Genomic DNA, 18,737 nt, shown 5'->3' on the forward strand with positions numbered 1-18,737 from the left:
GCCAAAGACGGTGCGTCTCTCCCGCATGGGACACCGAAATAGTTCAACCAGGATAAGCAAGATGAATTATCTCATTCGTCCAGAAACGGATTTATCCGACGCGGCAGGGCTTCGCCTGAAGCCGCTTCTGACGCAGGTTAAGGGCAAGCCCATCCGACCTTCGGATGCTGAATATGAGCAGGCTCGGATACTCGCGAACAACAACTGGGACCACCAACCCGCATTGATCATGCGGGTGGCCGACGTACACGATGTGGCGCTCACCCTACGCTTTGCCCGGGAACAGGGCATCGAAATAGCGGTTCGAAGCGGGGGACACTCCACATGCGGCCATGGCTCCTGTTCCGGCGGCATCGTGATCGATCTGCGCGACCTGAACGCGCTTGAATTCGCACAGGATCAAAGCTGGGTCTGGGCTGGCGCCGGGCTCACGGCTGGCGAGGTTACTGCCGAGGTCGAAAAGCGCAAGCTTATCGTTGGTTTTGGGGACGCGGCCACGGTCGGCATTGGTGGGCTCACGCTCGGTGGCGGCATAGGATACATGGTCCGCAAGCACGGCCTGACAATCGATTCCGTCCTTGCCTTCGAGGTGGTTACAGCCGCAGGTGAAGTCCTGATTGCTGACGCCGACAATCATCCTGACCTGTTCTGGGCCCTCAGAGGCGGCGGCGGCAATTTCGGTGTCGTGACACGCTTCAAATACCGACTTCATCCACTTCCCGACTTCACTGGCGGACCGCTCATTCTGCCCGTAACGCCCGAGACACTGACCGGTTTCGTAGCAGCAGCGGAGGCAGCCCCTGATGAACTTTCAACGATTGCGATGGTGATGCCGGCACCTCCCATGCCCTTTTTGCCGCCCGAAATGGTTGGAAAAACGGTTCTCATGGGGATGATGGCCTTCGCGGGACCGGCCGATCAGGCTGAGAAGGCGCTCGCTCCCTTCAGAGCGCTGGCGAAGCCGATAGCAGATCTTGTGGGCCCAGCCCCCTACAGCTCGATGTACATGCCCGACGACCCGATCCTCCATCAGTCGGTCTCCATACGCACCACCTTCATGGACGGGGTCACAAAGGCGCAGGCGGAGAAGATGCTTGAGCTGATTGAAGGCAACGACGCCCCTCTGCGTATGATCCAGGTCAGGGTGCTGGGTGGAGCTGCAGCCCGCGTCGCGCCGGAAGCAACCGCTTTCGCGCATCGGCAAAGAAAGATCATGACGGTGTTTCTGGCCATCGATAGTCCAGAGACACTGGCGCGAAATGAAGAATGGGTCTCTCGGTGTCTGAAGGAACTGGCCGAAAACGACCTCGGCGCATATGTGAACTTCCTCGCCGACGAGGGTGCGCAGCGCATCCGCCAAGCATATCCCGAGGCAACCTGGAACCGCCTGCGGCAAATCAAACACCGATATGACCCGGACAATATCTTCCGGCTCAATCAGAATATTCCGCCCGCTGTTTAAAATCAGGACGGATCAATCGTATCCGGCGTCGGGGCCCTCCTCCGGCGCCGGAGTTTTTCTCGCTTTTTGGTCAAGCGCCCTCGCGGAGACGCTCTTTCTCGGGCGGGCTTGGCATGAATTTGCGTTCTGCTGCGCGTCGCGCTTCCTTTCGTTCCGCCTTCTGCCTGGATAGGAAAAGGGCGACCGCGTATTGCAGGCCAATCCCGACAGTCAGCAACACGGCGTCAGAAACGAAACCGGTTTCAAAGCGCAATCGCAGGATCTGCAGCACAATCGCCAAAACCGACCCTGAAGCGAAAACGGCGAGACCGTTCCTGCCCATCAGCTCGATCGGCCGGAAAACCGGCCATTGAAAGGCCTTGATCACCCAGGCAACGTTGGTCAGGACATAAGCAAGCGCAAGGGCATGCAGAAGCCGCGGCAACGCCAGAAAGGTCTTGTCAAAGCCCGCAATGAAGAATGGCAGAAACTTGCGCCCTGGCAGCGCACCCGCCTTGAGCAACACCCAGATGCAGGAGAATGCCAGAAACGCGACGCATAGCCAGAACAGCCACGCGCGATAAGGTACGAGCTTTCTTCCCTCAAGCATGCACAGGCCGCCCGCAATTCCCACAGCGTAGATCAGTTGCCAGGCTACCGGATTGAAGAACCAGCCCCCCGGATTCGGGTAGTTTGGCAAATTCAGGCGAAAGGTGCCTGCAAGTAGCCAGACAACAACTGCAGCTCCGATTAACGCGAGCGGGCTGCGCAGACCGATCATGATGTAAAACGGCGAAGCAAGCAGAAGCACGGCGTAGAGCGGGAGGATATTGAAGTAGCCAAGCTGATGGCCCAGAAGTGGCACGCCGACCATGGTCTGCAATGGTTTTGTGAGAAGCGGTCCGAAATTGATCCGGCCGAGCATCTCGAACACGCCGAAATACAGCGCTCCACCGGCAACCAGCGCAATGGCCAGAAGTGACGACACGATGTGCGTGACGTAGAGCAGCCCCGCGCGCCGCCAGACCTTCATGCAGGACGAAAGGAATGCTCCCTCGCGAAAGCCGCGCGAATAGGCGAGCCCCACGGCAATACCGGACATGAGAACAAAAGCCTCGGCTGCGTCCGAAAAGCCGAAATTGCGGGAAGTCAAATTCTCATAAAGATTTCCCGGCACATGGTTGATGAAGATCGTGATCAGGGCGAGACCACGAAACACGTCCAGGCGCTGGTCACGGCCAACGCTTGCGGGGATGAAGGGGGCGTTCATGGGGCAGCCTCACTGCTCCGCGTCAGCGGGCTCAAGCGCCGGTTCTGCCACCGGCGGGCTTGCGGGCGCAGGCTCTGCAGCGCCTCGCCAATACGAGAGAATGGCTTCCTGACGCAGGACCACCGGCGACCGTTCACGATCGTCTTCCGTCTGGAACAGCCCCCCCTCCCCAGCGTCGATTGCACTCCACGAGCTGATATGGATGAGAAACGGTGCAAACACCTGGGGGCCGGCCACAAGAAGCAGCCATCCCACATATTCCGGGGCGAACTGGAAAGCGAGCCCCAGTGTCACGAGGCCCGTGGCGCTGATCCACCAACTGGCAGACCAGGCTTCAGAAAGGCTGACAGACCCTGCTTCCCGGTCGGTAGCGGGCCAGCCGCCATCCATGCCGAGAAAAACCTCCATCACCGCACGGCACTGATACATAAGCATGATCGGCGCGAGCAGACTGGTTGATAGTATCTCCGTCAATGTGTTGAGAAGCGCCCCGCCAGTACCGCCGAAACGCTCATTCACGCCACTCAAGGCTCCACGCAGAACGATCAGTAGTTTCGGCCCGATCAACAGCCCGAAAACGCCGACGAGCAGGGTCAGGGCAAGCCCCTGTTCGACCCGCGGAAAAACGGGAAACAGACCCGGTTCGGGGAAATAGTCCGGCACACCCTTCAGCAACGGTGCCGCGATCGAGGCCATGATGAACAATGCCCATAGCGGTGATGCGACATAGGCCATGATGTTCTGGACAAAGACGAACCGGCTCCACGGCTTCAGGCCGGGAGCCACCATCACCCGAGCGTGCTGAAGATTGCCCTGGCACCAGCGACGGTCCCGCTTGGCAAAGTCCACCACATTGTCGGGCCCCTCCTCATAGGAACCGGAAAGATCCGGATCGACGCGAACGATCCACCCATTGCGGGTCAAGAGCGCCGCTTCCACATAGTCATGGCTGAGAATATGCCCACCGAACGGGGGCGTCCCAGACAGTTCCGGCAGCCCGCAGCTTTGAGCGAAAGCCCGCGTACGGATAATGGCGTTGTGTCCCCAGAACGGGCCGGCCTCACCCTGCAATGAGGCTAGACCACGCGTATAGATCGGGGAGTAATAGCTGGTAGAAAATTGCATCGCACGACCAAAGAACGAGCGTGCGTGGACGATCTTGGGAAGCGTCTGAAGCAAACCCAGCCTGGGCTCGCAATCCATACGCCGCACCATCTCGGCCATGGTCGCGCCTTCCATCAGACTGTCGGCGTCGAGAACGATCATATAGTCGTAGAGAGCACCGGACGTCCTGATAAAATCGGCAATGTTTCCAGCCTTCTTGCCGGTATTCTTCTCCCGCCGGCGATAATAGATCGCCGTATGCGCTCCACACTCCGCCTGCAGACGCTGGAACCAGCGCTCTTCCTCCGCCGCAACGCGCTCATCGTTCGTGTCGGATAGGATCGCGAAATCAAATCGACCGGCGGCACCCAGCGTGTGGAGGCTGCCGATCATCGCGGCTACATGGGAAAAGGTCTTGACCGGATCTTCATTGTAAACAGGGACAAGAACCGCTGTACGCGCCTCTGTCGGAGCGAGTTCGAAAGGTTCCTGTTTCTCCGGAAAGGGAGGGCTCAACAAGCCGTTGAACGCATAGGCTGCGCCCCATGCTAGCCAGGCGGTGCTGGCGGCCAGGAGCACGATCCGGATGGCGTCGATCCATTGGATCCCATCGGCCGAAAAATATCCGACTGCAAGCGAAGCGACGAGCCCCGCCATAAGCAGGCAGAAAAGGATCGACAATACGCGTCTTACGCTGACCATCACACTCTCGCGGCGTTCAATGACCGCCCCTTCCGACGGTCACATGCGTGCCCGGGCTCACTTCCAGGCCAATCGTTTGAGCAGAATGGAGAATAGCGCCGGGCGGGCGCGCCGGCGTTCAAGCACCTGCTCGGGCATGGCCATGGGCGCCACCGGCAGAGTGTGACGGAGAGGCATCATCGGCTGGCTGTCCGTCTCACGAACGTGCATCATCTGTTTCTCTCCACTGATAACTCCAGATTTCGGAAAGGCGTTTGTCGTCGAGCTTCAGGTGCCCGCTCATTTCGACGGGCCCCGCACCGTTCGGCTTCAGGTCAATCACCAGACGCCACATGCCATTGCTTTCGATGCGGGAAACCGCGGAATGGGCAATCTCACCCCGGCTGACGTTTACGACTGCTTCAATGTTTGAATCGCCCGGAAGGTTCCGCAGAACTTCGCCATCGAAATCCACGACGAACTTTCGTAACCCTTCCTCATTCTTGACACCCGAGACACCCCCCTCTCCACTGCGGAGCGCCATCACTCTGGCGAACCGGTTGGTCGGCTCGTCGATGGCACCCCACGTCAAACGGTAATTGAACTCAAGGGCATCGCCCGCCTTCACGTCCCTTTCGGGCACCCAGAACGCGACAATGTTGTCATTGACTTCCAGGTCGGTGGGGATCTCCACCAGAGTAATGTTGCCACGCCCCCAGGCCTCCAGCGGCTCAACGAGCAGTGACGGCCTGCGTTCGTAGTGAGCGCCGGCATCCTGGAAATGCGCGAAATCACGATCGCGTTGATACAGACCAAAAGCCTGCGGGCTATCTTCGGAAAAGAAGGACGTTGCGAGCTGGGAGGGATTGTTCAAATTGCGCCACAGCTCGTCACCGTCCTTGCGAACGATCTTCAGACCATCGCTGTCATGGACCTGCCCGCGATAGTCATCGAACGCGCTGTCATTGTTCTCGGCAAAGAGGAACATGGATGTCATTGGCGCAACGCCGAGGCGACCAATATCCTTGCGGGCGAAGAGACGTGCGGTCACCGTCATGACGGTGTTTCGCCCAGGCGTTATCACGAAGCGATAGGCGCCGGTCACACTTTCGCTGTCGAGCGCCGCATAGACCACCACTTCCTTGCTGCGTCGATTTGGCTTCTCGATATAGAAATCGGTGAACCGCGGGAACTCTTCCCCATTGGCGGTGGCCGTGTCGATGGCAAGGCCACGCGCTGACAACCCGTAAAGCGTGTCCCGTCCCAGTGCGCGGAAATAGCTTGCACCGAGGAATGAGACCAGCTCATCCATCACATCAGGAGCATTGAGAGGATAGTGAAGCCGGAAGCCTGCCTCCCCCTCCATCACGAGATCCTCGAACAGGGATGGATCGAGCGGCTTGCGATACTCGAAGTCGCGACCGGTGAAGAGGATCGGCTCGGCCATGTTCCCGTCCACCGCATAGAGGCGCACGGGCTCCTTGAAAAGCCATCCCATATGGAAGGCCTGGAGTTCGAAAGGGGCTTCCCCCTGCCACAGGGCATGATCGGGCCGGAAGCGAATCGCCCGATGCTCATCATAGGTCAACCCGGCTATCTGCTCCGGTAACTTGAACTCAGCTTTTGAGAATGGCGCGGAAGCCTTGCTCTTCATCGCCTCCGTAAGAGTGTCAAAAGAAAAGGCCTGTGCCTTTCCTTTCTCATCAATGCCGTGCGGCGCAGGATCTTCGGCGCGCGCCTGGGTTGCAAGAGCCGTCAGGCTGGAGGTACCCAACAGCGACGCTGACAGGCAGGAAACAAGGAAGGATCGTCGGTCCATATATGGAGCTCGTATGCAAGAAAACTCAGGGTGAAGCCGCGGCACAAGCCACGCGCTTTCAACGCATTAATTGCGGTTTTGTTTCGGCACTGGACATAACATTCGAAGACTGACCGTTACCAAGATTTGAAGGCACAGCGCAGAGCGGCGGATCGCTGTACAGCTTCCCCTCAAGACTTGCAATCCTGTTCTGAATCGTGCCCAATCACACCACCTCACCCAACGTGAGCGAACCCACCACAAACCGTCATGGCCAAACCAGATAAGAAGCTGTTGGCGGTGCATCAATCCGGGAAATCTGCCGATGGATCTAGGACTGAAAAACAAGCGCGCCCTCGTGCTCGGCGCAAGCCGCGGCCTCGGCGCTGCCATAGCCCAGGGGCTGGCAAAGGAAGGAGCGACCGTGGTCGCCGCCGCACGCAGCAAGGACAAGATCGAAGCCTGGGCAAAGGAATTGCCGGCAAGCGCAGGCACTGTCCAGGCCTATGAACTGGATCTTTCAGACCATGCCGCGATCGACGACCTGGCCGACAGGCTTCTGGCCGAAGGGGGCGTCGACATTCTTGTGAACAACACGGGCGGCCCTCCTCCTGCTAGCGCGGTCGACGCAAAACGCGGCGACTGGATCTCGAATTTCGAGACCATGGCCGCCAACATCTTTCATCTGACCGGGCGGCTCCTGCCAGCAATGCGTCAGCGCAAATGGGGCCGCATCCTCACCGTGACCTCGTCTGGCGTCGAGCAGCCCATCCCCATTCTGGCCCTGTCGAACGGCATTCGTTCGGCAATTGTCGGCTGGTCGAAAACGCTGGCGACAGAAGTTGCGCGTGACGGTGTTACGGTCAACATCCTGATGCCCGGACGTATTCACACCCAGCGCGTCGTCGAACTCGACACAGCGGCGGCCAATCGTTCCGGCAAACCGCTGGAGGAAGTGTCCGCTGCAGCCGCCGAGTCCATTCCTATGGGACGTTACGGCGATCCGGAGGAATTCGCCAACATGGCGGTTTTCCTTGCTTCCGAACGCGCGTCTTATGTCACCGGCACCAAGGTCCGCATCGACGGCGGCGCGACGCGTTCGGTCTAGGTGAGATTCACCTCCTCAATGCACGCCCAAGCGCATGCCATAATGCCTTGGGCGTGCGCTCAAATGTTTTGAAATCGACGTGCACGAGACCAAAGCGTTTTCATAGCCGAGCGCTTACTCGGAATTGTCCAGAAGTGACCAGACGATGTAGCCCTTCAGGGGAACGCCTGCGCTCAGGGTCCTGCGTACTGCACCGATATGTCGGTTGAGGAAAACAATGCGGGCAGCAGCATCCACTCGCCCGTTGGCCCAGATCGGGGAGGAACTTCGTGGCGCGGTGGAAGGCCCGGCGGTAGTTCACATCCAGCCCGCCCGCGTCAAGAATGAGTACCGGCAACAATACCATCGTCAGCCTTGGTGGACGGGATACCATGGTTCCCATCCCCCCCCCAAAAAAATCGCTCTCAGGCACGCAGTGCCATTTCGGTGAACGCCCCGAAGACATGCGAATCGCCCACAGCGAAGACTTCCTTTTCGAAGGAGACGTGCACTTCGTTGAACGCTTCGGCGAGGTCACTAATCTTTACCTTCATGTGAAAGATGTGGATGACGCAGTCGTCGTGAAGGTGGGTGGTGTCCAGAATTACGCCAAAGGCGATCGAGTGAGCATCACCGCGCCCCCTGAAAAGATGCGTCTTTTCACCGAAAAGGGGCGCTCGTTCCTTCATATTTGAAACGTTTGAACTGCACGCAGGATTTCTTGACCCGAATCGAAAGCTTACCTAACCATAAAGAGGTTACTGGGGCTTCCAGACTTCCATTCTGGATCTCCCTCTTGTGCTGCTCGAAATGGAATGACCGGTCTGAACTTCCCGGCCCTTTCACCATCAGATTTGTATGGATCGAGCATTTAGCGGGCCTCGTATTGCGTATCCGCGAAACGCTTGGCACCGATCTTTGAAGGTGCGGATTTGCGGTGACATTGAATGGCGACTGAGATACGCGAGAAACGCACTGCAAGGCTATCCAAAGCCGTGTCGCGGCGCGATCTGTCCAACCTTGCGCGCGGCTATTGCCAGTCTGGCGAACCGATCTCCTACCTGATTGCGGAAGCCGCGCCAGACAGCGCAACTGGCATGGCAAGCATTCTCGTTTCCAACTGGACTTTCGACACGATCGAAGATGTCGGGCTGACCGCGATCACCCGCCTTGTCGAGAGTTCCATTTCCACCTTTCCCGGTGCGATGCCGCGCGGATGGCATCCGGTTGCCCTATCTGCGCTCCTGGCCTGCGATGAAGTGGCGAACCTTTCGCTACACGAGCAACAAGAGATATTTCTTCTCAAACTCCCGTCAGGCAAGAAGCGTTACATCGCACTGATATCCACCAGTCAGACAGATACGCTCGACCTCGCCGAGCTACGCCGATTGCAGATGGGACTGTGTCATCTTCTCTCTGGCTACAAGTCAAAAGCAAACCCGGTGGGCGAGCCGCTCTCGGAGCGGGAGCGGGAATGTCTCTATTGGGTTTCTGAAGGAAAAACTGCCGATGAGGTATCCCTCATCATCAACGTGTCATCGAACACAGTAAACAGTTACGTCGCCCACGCGATCCATAAGCTGGCGGCGAAAAACCGCGCTATGGCGATTGCAACGGCCATTCGCAACGGACTTATATAGAACGGTATGACAGGGATGCTTTCGGACATCGCAGTCGAGCTGCAGGAGCTCACCGAAAGCATCGGCGCTGACCGGTTTCATCTTTACCTGGTCCAGGGCGTGTCGAAACCCAGGTTGACCCCCTGTCTGGCTGAACATGCCCCCGGGCACAGCGTCGAAAGTGCCGAGTTTGCAAAGCGATTACCCAAACGTTTTGCCGACAAACTCTCCGAGACCTTCCATCCCCTGTTCTGGGGCATTGCCATGCCTGACGATTCTTCCGGCATGCACTGGGAAGAAACCCTGCCGCTTGACGAGGGGTGTGGTCTGATTTTGCCGCTCGCAACAGACCAGCGAAATCATGGCGCGATTTTTATTCTCGGCCAGGACATCCGTCTGGAACGGGATCTTTTGTTTGATCTCCATAGCCAGTGTCATGCGCTGTTCACACAGTTCATTGAGCGGGACCCGCATCCCGCTGAAAGCGCAAGTCCGGCCATTTCGAAGCGGGAGCTTCAGTGTCTGAAGCTAACCGCCAACGGATTGACCAGCGAGGAAATCGCCAGGCGCCTGGGGCTTTCGGTGCACACTGCCAATCAATATCTGGCGAACACGACGCAAAAGCTCAACGCCGTCAATCGCGTTCACGCAGTTGCCAAGGCACTTCGCAAGGGATTGATCGACTGACCGAAAACGTCTCTCCTGCCGCGATATCAGACTGCCAGTTCCTGATCACCCGTTGATGAGTGGTCTCTCGCTGCGCACGATACGCGAAGCCTGCAATGCCTCCGCAAGATACCGCGAGTTCACCTCGGGATCCTCGGACGGGTTATCGAAGGCCACGTAATTGACCTCCACACCGGCATTGTCAGCGCTGAGCTCCAGCGTGAAATAGACTGTCGCGCCCTGCGGGCGCAATTCCAGATCGAGCGAGATGCGCGGGCTTCCGCTCCATGTCACATGCGCGTCGCAGCCATGCCCCAGGCGCAACGTGCCCGGCATGAAATAGAGTTCTGCAGCGGATTCGACGATATCAGCGACGCTCGCCAGGCTCTCAAGCCGAATGAACGCGATATAGTCGGCCACGTCGATAAGACGCAACTCGTTCGCTACCGCGCGTATGGCGTTGGCAACGATGATTTCGCGAGCAGGCGAATGCGGCTGCTTATCCATAGTGTATCCCTGCTGACTACGGTCTTTCACCGGTTCTGTAGATGCGACGGATCAACTCCGCGACAGCCTTGTAAAACTGTGACGGAATCAAACTATCAACCGAAACTTGTTTGTACATGGAGCGTGCGAGAACCGGCTCTTCGAAGACCGGAATGCCGTGCTCGGTTGCAATTTCCCTGATGCGAAGGGCTATGAGGTCCTGCCCCTTCGCCACCACCACGGGCGCTGCATCCTCGTCACGACGATACCGCAGCGCAATCGCAAAGTGGGTTGGATTGGCTATGACCAGTGTGGCTTGGGGCACCGCAGACATCATGCGCTGGCGAGCCCGGTCGCGTGCAAGCGAACGCAGACGCGCCTTGACGATCGGATCGCCCTCGGTCTGCTTGTGCTCGTCCTTGACCTCCTGCTTGGTCATGCGCAGATCGACACGCCATTGGTGGCGTGTCCAGAAAAGATCGGCGACCGCAATAACTGCCACCACAAGCGTCACCACTACGAGACTCTGAACGGCGATGTCGCGAATGACCGAGGAGAATTCGACCGGATTGGTGATCATGCCGGCGAGCAATCGCGTCTCTGCCTCACGCATCGCCAGAACAAGAAAGCCGCCTGCAACGATGATCTTGCCCAGGGATTTTGCGAACTCCACAAAACCCTTGACGCCAAAAATCCGGCTCCAGCCTTCCTTGAGAGAAATGCGCGAGAGCTTTGGTTTGACGCGGTCAAGGACAAAGCGCGGCGTGTTCTGAAACACTGAAGCCGCGACACCCGCCGTCACTAGCAGCAGCATCACGGTACCCACGACCTTCGCGATCTCCATGAATACCAGCTGATAAATCGCCATCGCATCAGAGCGCGTTTCCAGCGACCAGCCGTCCGCCCGCTCAAGAAAAATGGAGAGGAAGCTGCCAAGCCGCATCGCACTGTCCTGTGCGAAGAAGATGGTGAAAGTCAGAATGGCGAGAAAGGACGCAAAAACCGGCACTTCCTTGGAGAAGGGCAACTGACCTTTGTCGACGGAGTCACGGATTTTCTTTTCCGTTGCCTCTTCGGTCTTGCTTTCCTTGTCGGCACCTTCCGCCATCAGGACCTTCGCTCAAGCGATTGCAGATACGGTGATCCGGTATCGTCAGGAAGCGAACCGGCTTTTGTCCTTGGTGAATGCGTCAGGCGGCTTCCTGCTGCTGCATGCTGGGCAGGACAAAATTGCCCTGTTGTGCCAGTTGGACCGCACTTGCGGAGATGCGCCTGCGAGCTTGCAGGATATCAGCCTCAGGCACGTCCTCCGAGCCGGTGCTGAGTTCGGCCTCGATCATGCGACGCGTGCGCTGTCCAAGGGCCGACAACACGGCTTCCACAATGGCCTCGGAGGCATTGCGGAGCGCCAGCGTCACCAGTTCGCTCGACAGGCCGTCGAACAGTGCGACACGGGCTTTCTGATCGAGCAGCACGATTTCCTCGAAGCTGAAAAGCTGAGAGCGGATCGCTTTCACATCGCTGGTGCCAGTCAGCTCCAGCTCGTGAATGACCTCGTCGGCCTGGTCCTTGTCGAGTTCATTGAGGAGCGACGCCACGCGCGCCAGACCGACGGCAGAGTCCTTGCCGGCACGCATATTGCGCAGAAGGTCGCTCATGCGGTTCTCGATAAGTTTCTTCGCCTGAGCCGGCATTTCGCCCGTCGCCGCCATCCGGCTGATGACCGAGGTCCGCAGGTTTTTGTCCAGGCTCACCAGAACTTTAGCAGCGATGGACGGAGCGATGCCGCCCAGAATGGCAGCGATCACCTGCGGATGCTCAGCAGAGATGAGTTCAATCAATTCCTCGGCAGGGAGCTTCTCAAGTTCGGCCCAGACCTCTTCGGCCTCGCTGGCCGCTGGCGCATTGCGCCCCATGAGAAGGTTCATTTCTTCTTCGGAGAGGGTCTCGTTGAGAATCGTATCAATGCTGTCAGCCGAATCGAGAAGCCCGGCGCCTTCAGTGAATTCGCTTTCGAATTCGCTGACGACTTTCTCCAGCTCTGCCTGCGGGATGGTTCGCAGCAGGCGTGCTCCTTCCATGAGCGCCTTGAGTTCGTCCTGCTTGAAAAACTTCAGAAGTCGACCCGCCGAAGGCTTGCCCATCGCCACGAGAATGGTGGCCGCCTTCTGCGCCTGTGTCAGAGCCAGAGCTTCCGTCATGATCGAACCGACCTTCCTATCCGCTATTCGTTATACGCTTTATTCAACAGACGCCTTGCCGGCAATTTCCGTGAGCTTCACCCCGAAACGAGACGGATCATCATCAACCAGTGTGATCTCACCCCGTGCGATACGCCTGCCATTCACGACGATCTCGACCGGCTCGCCCACGCGCCGATTGAGCGACACTGTCGATCCCTTTTTAAGAGCCATGAGTTGCGAGACAGGCATCTCGGCGCTGCCGAGAACAATCTGGACCTCAACTGGAATGCTCATCACCAGGTCAGGATTTCCCGAGAAGGAATCGACCCGTGCACCCCCGCCGGGATTCTCCTCGTGCAGCACGTCCTTCAGTTCCTCAATCGCCTTATTGAGCTCTTCCTCGCCGTGTTCCTGCGGCTCCGGCTCGGCATTCGTCATCGTCATTCTCCTTCACCGCCTTTCCGGCACATTATTGTGCCAGAAGGCCCTCGACGACATCCTTGCGGGCGTCAAAGGGCTGTTTGATCCGCACCGTGTAGTGATGTCCGGCTTTTCCGAAATCACAGGTGAAAACTGTCTTGTCACGCACCGCGAGCCTCGCTTCGGGTTGAGCCCCATCGCCAAATTCGATCACCTGACCTTCGTGAAGCGACGCGAGTTGACCAAGCGCCATGCGCATCAGCGGAATGGTTGCCTTGAGGCGCACATTCGACCGCATGACCTCATCGCTAAACCGGTTGTGCCAGTCGGCTGCCTTGGCGCTTTGCTGGCGATTGTCTTCTACTTCGGGATCGCGAACCTCCAGCAGAAGACGCTGCGGCATCCAGGCGGTAAGAAAACCACCCTGCTCTTCCCCGCCAATCGCAAATCTGATGCGGACCCCCGGGCCGTCCCGCACGACGAAGCGCCGAAAATCAGCTCCGGCCAGTACAGTCGGCATTTGCAAGCGCAATCCGAGCGAACGGGCGCCCTTCCCGTTCAGGGCCCTTGCGAAAATGTCGAAAGCGTGGGCTACAACATCCCGTTCGATGGCCGAGGGCGGGCGTTCGAGGGCAACCGCCGGCAATTCAGGATTGCCTCCGAACATGGCTCCGACAATAAGGGAGATCGCTGTGGGATCGAGCCGCATGGTAAGTGCATCACCGGATGCATCGCCAGGAACGACCACAAGCGCATCGCAACAATCCGGCTGGGGCTTAAGTTCGGCAAGCCGCACGATTTCAACATCCACCAGATCTACCGTGATCGGCGTCGGCAGCTTTTCTTCCAGACTTTCCATGACACGCGGCAACGCGCGGGTCGCACATGACCGCGCCGCCTCAACCACCTTTCGCGGATCGCCGGTGGCACCCACCAGCCGCTCCACGACGAGCGCGCGCATCAGTTCAGGGTCATCCGTCAACGCCATGATCGGCTGTAACTCCATTGATCCTGCTGCATCATGCTGCCTGTTTCTCACCGCCACCGGTGTTCATGGTGCTCTGCTCGACCGCATCAATGCTCGGTCGGTCATATGCCGAAATGGTCTTGCGGCCGAACTCCAGTGCCACCTGCGGCAGCGAGCCGTTCATATATGCGAGTAAAGTCTGCTTCACGATCACGTAAAGCCGGTTCTTCTTTTCCCGAACAATCTTGATCTTGGTCGCAATCGGACCGACTACGGCATAGGACATGAAGATGCCAAGGAAGGTACCCACCAGTGCCGCGCCGACCAGACCACCTAGAATTTCCGGAGATTCATTGATCGCTCCCATGGCCTTGATCACCCCGAGAACGGCGGCCACAATACCAAGTGCAGGAAGCCCCTCCGACACCGCCACGAGCGCGTTGTAGGATTTGAGCTTGTCGCGTCGGATAGTCTGGATTTCCTCATCCATCAGCGCCTCAATTTCGAAAGGACGCGCATTGCCAATAATGATGATACGGCAATAGTCGCAGATGAAATTGGTGAGGTCCTTGTTTTTCAGAACCGTGGGATAGGTCTGAAAAATCGCGGATTCTTCCGGATTGTCGATATGAGCCTCAACCTCGCTGCGCGACTTTGTCCGCAACTCCCGCATCAGGCTATGAAGAACGCCGAGCGTTTCAAGATACTCGGTTTCTTTCGGCACCGCGCCCTTGAAAGCCTCAATGCAGGCCTTGCCCGCATCCTTGACGGTCGACATCGGGTTGGCAACCAGAAACGTGCCGAACGCCGCGCCGCAGATGATCACGACTTCCCACGGCTGGAAGAGCACATCCACATGTCCGCCCATCGCCATATAGCCGCCGATCACGCAGCCGAGCGTTACCACCAATCCGATTAGAATACCCATCTATACCGCCATCTTTTCTTGGCCTTTTCCCCTGTGTATCTGCCGTGGCTTGCGTGAGGCTTGAATATCTGAAGCGATCGCGAAAGCCTCGCGCAAGATAGGCGGACTAGGGTTGCGCAACCGAAGATGGCGGAGGGCGCGCCTTGATCAACACCTTCACGAGCTACAACCTCATCAACCGCGATCTGTCGCGTTCGCTGGAGCGCGTGCAGTCGCAGCCCATGGTGCAGCGGGAGACTGAGTACTACCAGGAGAACATCGGCCGGGTGACTTCCATCGAGGAGTTCGTCAATGACGATCGCCTTTTCCGATACGCCATGAAGGCACACGGGCTCGACGACATGGCTTATGCCAAGGCCTTCATGGTGAAGGTGCTGGAAGAAGGCATCAGCGATCCTGAAAGCTTCGCAAACAAGCTCACCGACAAGCGCTATGCCGAGTTCGCCCGGACCTATAATTTTGCGGCAGGCGGCGTCGACACCACCAATTACAATCCCGCCCAAAAGGGAACGGTGGACAAATATCTCACGCGTGCTCTCAAGAACGGCGCCTCTCCCAGTGATCCGGCCCTCATCGGCAGCATCAACAATTATCTGGCAAAGATCCCTGACATCAAATCCGTCGATGACCTGATGAACGATCAGGAAATGCTGTCTTTCGCGTTGCTCGCGCACGGCTTCGACCCAGATGAGGTGATCGACGTCAAATTCCTTCGTTCGGTCCTGGAAGGCGGTATCGACGATCCCGGAAGCCCGGCGAATCAGACCGAAGACAAGCGCTACAGGGCACTCGCGGAAGCGTTCAATTTCGCACGCTACGGCGAGGATGCAACGACCTACAACATCGCCAACAATCTGGCGGTCGAGCGTTATGTGCGTCAGACACTTGAAGAGGATGCGGGCCGTGAAAACGAGGGCGTACGGCTCGCACTCTACTTCCAGCGCAAGGCTCCCGAATTTCGTTCCTATTATGAATTGCTGGCCGACAAGGCCATCGCCGAGGTGGTCCGCACAGCGCTTGGCTTCCCGGCCGCGCTTGCCCAGGCTGACATCGACAAGCAAGTCGAGATGATCAAGGAGCGTATCGACATCGAGGACTTCCGCGATCCCGAAAAACTCGAGGACTTCCTGAAGCGCTTTACCACCATGTGGGAACTCGAAAACCCCACCAGCTCTCAGCAGACCTCCATCGCCGCTCTGTTCAGCCAGCCGGCGGAGTTCGGCATCTCCACCGACATGCTTTTCACCATCGCGCAGTTGAAGAGGTAAGAGACCCGATGCAGACCGGACTTTATGTGGCCCTGTCATCCCAGGTGGCGCTCGAGAAACGTCTTGGAACGCTGGCCGACAACGTCGCGAATGCCGGCACTGTCGGCTTCCGTGCCACCTCGGTGAATTTCCGCGACATGGTCAATGGCGACGGTCCGGATTCCGTCTCGTTTGCCGCCCCCGGCACACCCAACATTGCCACCCATGCGGGCGGTCTGCGTGAAACGAAGAACCCTTTTGATTTCGCGGTCCAGGGTGACGCCTGGTTCGCACTCGAAACACCGGCCGGCACGGTCGTCACCCGGGATGGTCGCTTCACCATGCGCGAGACCGGCGAGCTGGTCAGTATCGACGGACATCCGGTCCTGGATGCCGGTGGTGCCCCGCTGCTGCTGGATCCCCTGGCCGGTCCGCCCGAGGCAGGCGCAGACGGCACACTTCGCCAGAACGGTCAGTTGGTCGGCGCCATTGGTCTCTACGCATTCGCTCCATCGCAGGACTACGCACGTTACGGCAATTCGGGGTTCATCGCCAATGACGTCCAGCCAGTCATCGACCAGCCTGATGTTGGGGTCGCCCAGGGCTTCGTGGAAGAAGCCAATGTCAATCCGGTTCTCGAAATGATGAACCTCATCGAGGTGCAGCGCACCTTTGAACATGTTTCGGCGTTGATGAGCGATAGCGATACCGCGCTCAAGGATGCCATCAAGCTTCTTGGCGCATGAGTGAAGTCGTGACAGAGCCTGCAATCTCTGCTGCTCCCCCTCGAGAGACCGTGCTTACCGCACTTGAAGAAGCTTATCGGCGAATAGCGGGTGATCAGCGGTTCCTCATCAGGCATGGTGGTCGCGTCAGCGAGGTTTCGCCGACCCATTACAGCGTGCGCGGCCTTTCGGAAACGGCGAGGCTCGGTGATGTCGTCTCGCGACAGAGCCGCAGGGGCGGAATTGCCGGTGCCGGCGAAATCGTCCGTATCGCGCAGGGTAGTGTGCTCGTCGCGCCCTACGAAGAGGCAGGTGCCGTGGGCCTGGGCGAAGCCGTTTTCAATCGTGGTCAACTCGGTCTTGCGCCATCCCCGTCATGGCGCGGTCGTGTCGTGGATGCACTTGGTCGACCCGCCGATGGAAAGCCCGCCCCCGCCGGCGCGCCTTCCGCCACCGGCGCCGCGCCGGTCACACCACCGGCAATGCAGCGGCAACGGGTTTCCGAAGCATTCCGCACAGGTGTTCGTGTCATCGACATCTTCACTCCTCTTTGCCACGGACAAAGGCTCGGTGTGTTTGCCGGTTCCGGCGTTGGTAAATCGACGCTTTTGTCCATGCTCGCCAACGCGGATGCGTTCGACACGGTGGTCATCGCACTGGTGGGAGAACGCGGGCGCGAGGTCCGCGAATTCCTCGAGGACACAATCGGACCACGGGGTATGACTAAATCGGTGGCTGTGGTCGCCACCAGTGACGAAAGCGCCATGATGCGCCGCCGCGCACCGGATACAGCCATGAGCGTCGCTGAATATTTTCGCGATCGCGGTGAGAAGGTTTTGCTCATCGTCGATTCCATCACGCGCTTCGCCCATGCTCTGCGCGAGGTCGCTATCGGCGCCGGAGAACCTCCTGTAGCCCGAGGCTATCCCGCTTCGGTTTTCACCGAGTTGCCGCGCCTGCTGGAACGCGCCGGGCCCGGCGAAACCGGTCGCGGCTCCATCACGGCAATCCTGTCCGTCCTTGTCGATGGAGACGATCACAATGACCCGGTTGCCGACGCGGTGCGCGGCATTCTCGACGGACACGTGGTCCTCGACCGTTCTATAGCCGAACAGGGGCGTTTCCCCCCCGTCAATCCCCTGGCTTCCATTTCCCGCCTTGCCGAGCGCGCATGGAAGCCGGATGAGAAGCGGTTGGTGACACGATTGCGCGCGATGATCGCCCGTTTCGAAGACACCCGCGACATTCGCCTCCTTGGCGCCTATCAACCCGGAAACGACGCAGATCTCGATCAGGCCGTGCGCCAGATCCCACTCATCTACGATGCCCTCACACAATCGCCGAACGACCCGCGCTCGACTGATCCTTTCACGGATCTGGCGATGAAACTGAAAGCCGGAGAACCGGTACAATGACGCTGAAACTGGCCAGTCTCGAACTTCCGGACGGGCGGCGGACCGAACCGAACCCGACCGACGCGCCCGCAGCCGAGGCGCCCCCGCCTTCCCGAAAATCCGCATTTCTTCCTCGCCGGCTAAAAACGATCGCGCCTCTCCACAAGCCAAGCAGCAGCCGCAGCGACTGGATGATCATGATCGGCGGTATCGGGTTGGCCGCTGTCTGCGCCATGTTTCCCTGGTACATATTCTTCAATCAGGAGCATTTCGGCGTTCGTCCCATGACTTTTGCCGGGCGTCCCTCCCCGCAGGGACCTTCGCGTGAGGCTCTTCCCGATTTGATCGGTGCACGCATCCCATCGCAAATCATTCCTTTGCCGGAGGTCGACTACACGTCTACCGGAACGGTTGGCCGCACGCCCGCCGAAGTGCTTGAGAACCAGCCTTTCCCCGGAGATGAACCGGGCTTTCGCCTAGTGCATGTGGCCGGTGGACGCGCCATGATCGAGGACGAGGATGGGTATTGGCTTGTGCAGCGTGGCTCTCGCCTGCCGGATGGCAGCCGTGTCTCTCGGATAGTCTGGAAAGACGGCAACTGGGAAATGGTCACATCGCGTGAGCTGGTGGTCAAGGTTTCTGCAGAAGACGGGACGTAAGGCCCGCACAAGACTGGCTGCATAAAGTGCCATTCAGGATGTTTGCATAGACCGAGAGACTT

The 18,737-nt window shown here is 58.6% G+C and carries 20 protein-coding genes; 9 read left to right on the top strand and 11 right to left on the bottom strand.

Annotation, left to right across the window (positions count from 1 at the left end; all coding sequences use genetic code 11):
• The first annotated feature begins 61 nt into the window (after positions 1 to 61).
• Complete coding sequence (locus HF949_RS16195) at positions 62 to 1,462, top strand: FAD-binding oxidoreductase (RefSeq protein WP_292896990.1); 1,401 nt, start codon at positions 62 to 64, stop codon at positions 1,460 to 1,462.
• Between the two features lie 70 nt (positions 1,463 to 1,532).
• Here HF949_RS16195 and HF949_RS16200 read toward each other — a convergent pair whose 3' ends face one another.
• Genes HF949_RS16200 through HF949_RS16215 form a run of 4 tightly spaced genes read right to left on the bottom strand, consistent with a single transcriptional unit; the run spans position 1,533 to position 6,315 of the window.
• Positions 1,533 to 2,711 (bottom strand): OpgC family protein, encoded by a 1,179-nt coding sequence (locus HF949_RS16200; RefSeq protein WP_292896991.1) that lies wholly within the window; start codon positions 2,709 to 2,711, stop codon positions 1,533 to 1,535.
• A 9-nt stretch (positions 2,712 to 2,720) separates the two neighbouring features.
• Positions 2,721 to 4,538, bottom strand: a complete 1,818-nt coding sequence (gene mdoH, locus HF949_RS16205) for a glucans biosynthesis glucosyltransferase MdoH (RefSeq protein WP_292900259.1) — start codon at positions 4,536 to 4,538, stop codon at positions 2,721 to 2,723.
• Positions 4,539 to 4,574: 36 nt separating this feature from the next.
• A complete protein-coding gene (locus HF949_RS16210) occupies positions 4,575 to 4,730 on the bottom strand; it encodes a hypothetical protein (protein ID WP_292896992.1) in 156 nt (51 codons plus the stop codon).
• Complete coding sequence (locus HF949_RS16215) at positions 4,714 to 6,315, bottom strand: glucan biosynthesis protein (RefSeq protein ID WP_292896993.1); 1,602 nt, start codon at positions 6,313 to 6,315, stop codon at positions 4,714 to 4,716. The genes HF949_RS16210 and HF949_RS16215 overlap by 17 nt, the downstream gene beginning before the upstream one ends.
• Before the next feature lie 304 nt (positions 6,316 to 6,619).
• Here HF949_RS16215 and HF949_RS16220 point away from each other — a divergent pair, with 304 nt between their 5' ends.
• The gene (locus HF949_RS16220; RefSeq protein WP_292896994.1) at positions 6,620 to 7,402 is read left to right on the top strand and encodes an SDR family oxidoreductase; all 783 of its coding nucleotides are present in this window, start codon (positions 6,620 to 6,622) and stop codon (positions 7,400 to 7,402) included.
• A gap of 114 nt (positions 7,403 to 7,516) precedes the next feature.
• On the opposite strand, the gene HF949_RS16225 is transcribed toward HF949_RS16220, so the two are convergent.
• Positions 7,517 to 7,639: a family 1 glycosylhydrolase gene (locus HF949_RS16225; protein ID WP_292896995.1), complete on the bottom strand. Its 123-nt coding sequence runs from the start codon at positions 7,637 to 7,639 to the stop codon at positions 7,517 to 7,519.
• Positions 7,640 to 7,725: 86 nt separating this feature from the next.
• Here HF949_RS16225 and HF949_RS16230 point away from each other — a divergent pair, with 86 nt between their 5' ends.
• The 3 genes from HF949_RS16230 (at position 7,726) to HF949_RS16240 (ending at position 9,687) form a co-directional block, all read left to right on the top strand.
• Positions 7,726 to 8,076 carry a TOBE domain-containing protein gene (locus HF949_RS16230; protein WP_292896996.1) on the top strand — a complete coding sequence of 117 codons (351 nt, stop codon included), beginning with the start codon at positions 7,726 to 7,728 and terminating at the stop codon, positions 8,074 to 8,076.
• Positions 8,077 to 8,328: 252 nt separating this feature from the next.
• Positions 8,329 to 9,021, top strand: coding sequence for a response regulator transcription factor (locus HF949_RS16235; RefSeq protein WP_292896997.1), 693 nt, complete (start codon positions 8,329 to 8,331; stop codon positions 9,019 to 9,021).
• Positions 9,022 to 9,036: 15 nt separating this feature from the next.
• The gene (locus tag HF949_RS16240; RefSeq protein WP_441338379.1) at positions 9,037 to 9,687 is read left to right on the top strand and encodes a helix-turn-helix domain-containing protein; all 651 of its coding nucleotides are present in this window, start codon (positions 9,037 to 9,039) and stop codon (positions 9,685 to 9,687) included.
• A 45-nt stretch (positions 9,688 to 9,732) separates the two neighbouring features.
• Here the strand turns inward: HF949_RS16240 and HF949_RS16245 are convergent, their stop codons facing one another.
• From HF949_RS16245 to motA, 6 genes are all read right to left on the bottom strand, one after another.
• A complete protein-coding gene (locus HF949_RS16245; protein ID WP_292896999.1) occupies positions 9,733 to 10,173 on the bottom strand; it encodes a hypothetical protein in 441 nt (146 codons plus the stop codon).
• A 16-nt stretch (positions 10,174 to 10,189) separates the two neighbouring features.
• Positions 10,190 to 11,260 carry a flagellar biosynthesis protein FlhB gene (flhB, locus tag HF949_RS16250; protein WP_292897000.1) on the bottom strand — a complete coding sequence of 357 codons (1,071 nt, stop codon included), beginning with the start codon at positions 11,258 to 11,260 and terminating at the stop codon, positions 10,190 to 10,192.
• A gap of 82 nt (positions 11,261 to 11,342) precedes the next feature.
• Positions 11,343 to 12,353 (bottom strand): FliG C-terminal domain-containing protein, encoded by a 1,011-nt coding sequence (locus HF949_RS16255; protein WP_292897001.1) that lies wholly within the window; start codon positions 12,351 to 12,353, stop codon positions 11,343 to 11,345.
• A gap of 39 nt (positions 12,354 to 12,392) precedes the next feature.
• On the bottom strand, positions 12,393 to 12,779 hold the full coding sequence (gene fliN, locus HF949_RS16260) for a flagellar motor switch protein FliN (protein ID WP_292897002.1): 387 nt from the start codon (positions 12,777 to 12,779) through the stop codon (positions 12,393 to 12,395).
• Between the two features lie 25 nt (positions 12,780 to 12,804).
• Positions 12,805 to 13,761: a FliM/FliN family flagellar motor switch protein gene (locus HF949_RS16265; protein WP_292897003.1), complete on the bottom strand. Its 957-nt coding sequence runs from the start codon at positions 13,759 to 13,761 to the stop codon at positions 12,805 to 12,807.
• Positions 13,762 to 13,774: 13 nt separating this feature from the next.
• A complete protein-coding gene (gene motA / locus HF949_RS16270; protein ID WP_292897004.1) occupies positions 13,775 to 14,650 on the bottom strand; it encodes a flagellar motor stator protein MotA in 876 nt (291 codons plus the stop codon).
• Between the two features lie 143 nt (positions 14,651 to 14,793).
• Here motA and HF949_RS16275 point away from each other — a divergent pair, with 143 nt between their 5' ends.
• The 4 genes from HF949_RS16275 to HF949_RS16290 are packed head-to-tail and all read left to right on the top strand — an operon-like array spanning position 14,794 to position 18,675.
• On the top strand, positions 14,794 to 15,918 hold the full coding sequence (locus HF949_RS16275; RefSeq protein ID WP_292897005.1) for a DUF1217 domain-containing protein: 1,125 nt from the start codon (positions 14,794 to 14,796) through the stop codon (positions 15,916 to 15,918).
• Positions 15,919 to 15,926: 8 nt separating this feature from the next.
• Positions 15,927 to 16,643, top strand: a complete 717-nt coding sequence (gene flgF, locus HF949_RS16280; protein WP_292897006.1) for a flagellar basal-body rod protein FlgF — start codon at positions 15,927 to 15,929, stop codon at positions 16,641 to 16,643.
• Positions 16,640 to 18,037, top strand: a complete 1,398-nt coding sequence (gene fliI / locus HF949_RS16285; RefSeq protein WP_292897007.1) for a flagellar protein export ATPase FliI — start codon at positions 16,640 to 16,642, stop codon at positions 18,035 to 18,037. Before flgF ends, fliI begins: the two co-directional genes overlap by 4 nt.
• A complete protein-coding gene (locus tag HF949_RS16290; protein ID WP_292897008.1) occupies positions 18,034 to 18,675 on the top strand; it encodes a hypothetical protein in 642 nt (213 codons plus the stop codon). The genes fliI and HF949_RS16290 overlap by 4 nt, the downstream gene beginning before the upstream one ends.
• The last annotated feature ends 62 nt before the right edge of the window (positions 18,676 to 18,737 follow it).

It is taken from the genome of Nitratireductor sp. (assembly GCF_017794765.1).
Classification (GTDB): Bacteria; Pseudomonadota; Alphaproteobacteria; order Rhizobiales; family Rhizobiaceae; genus Nitratireductor.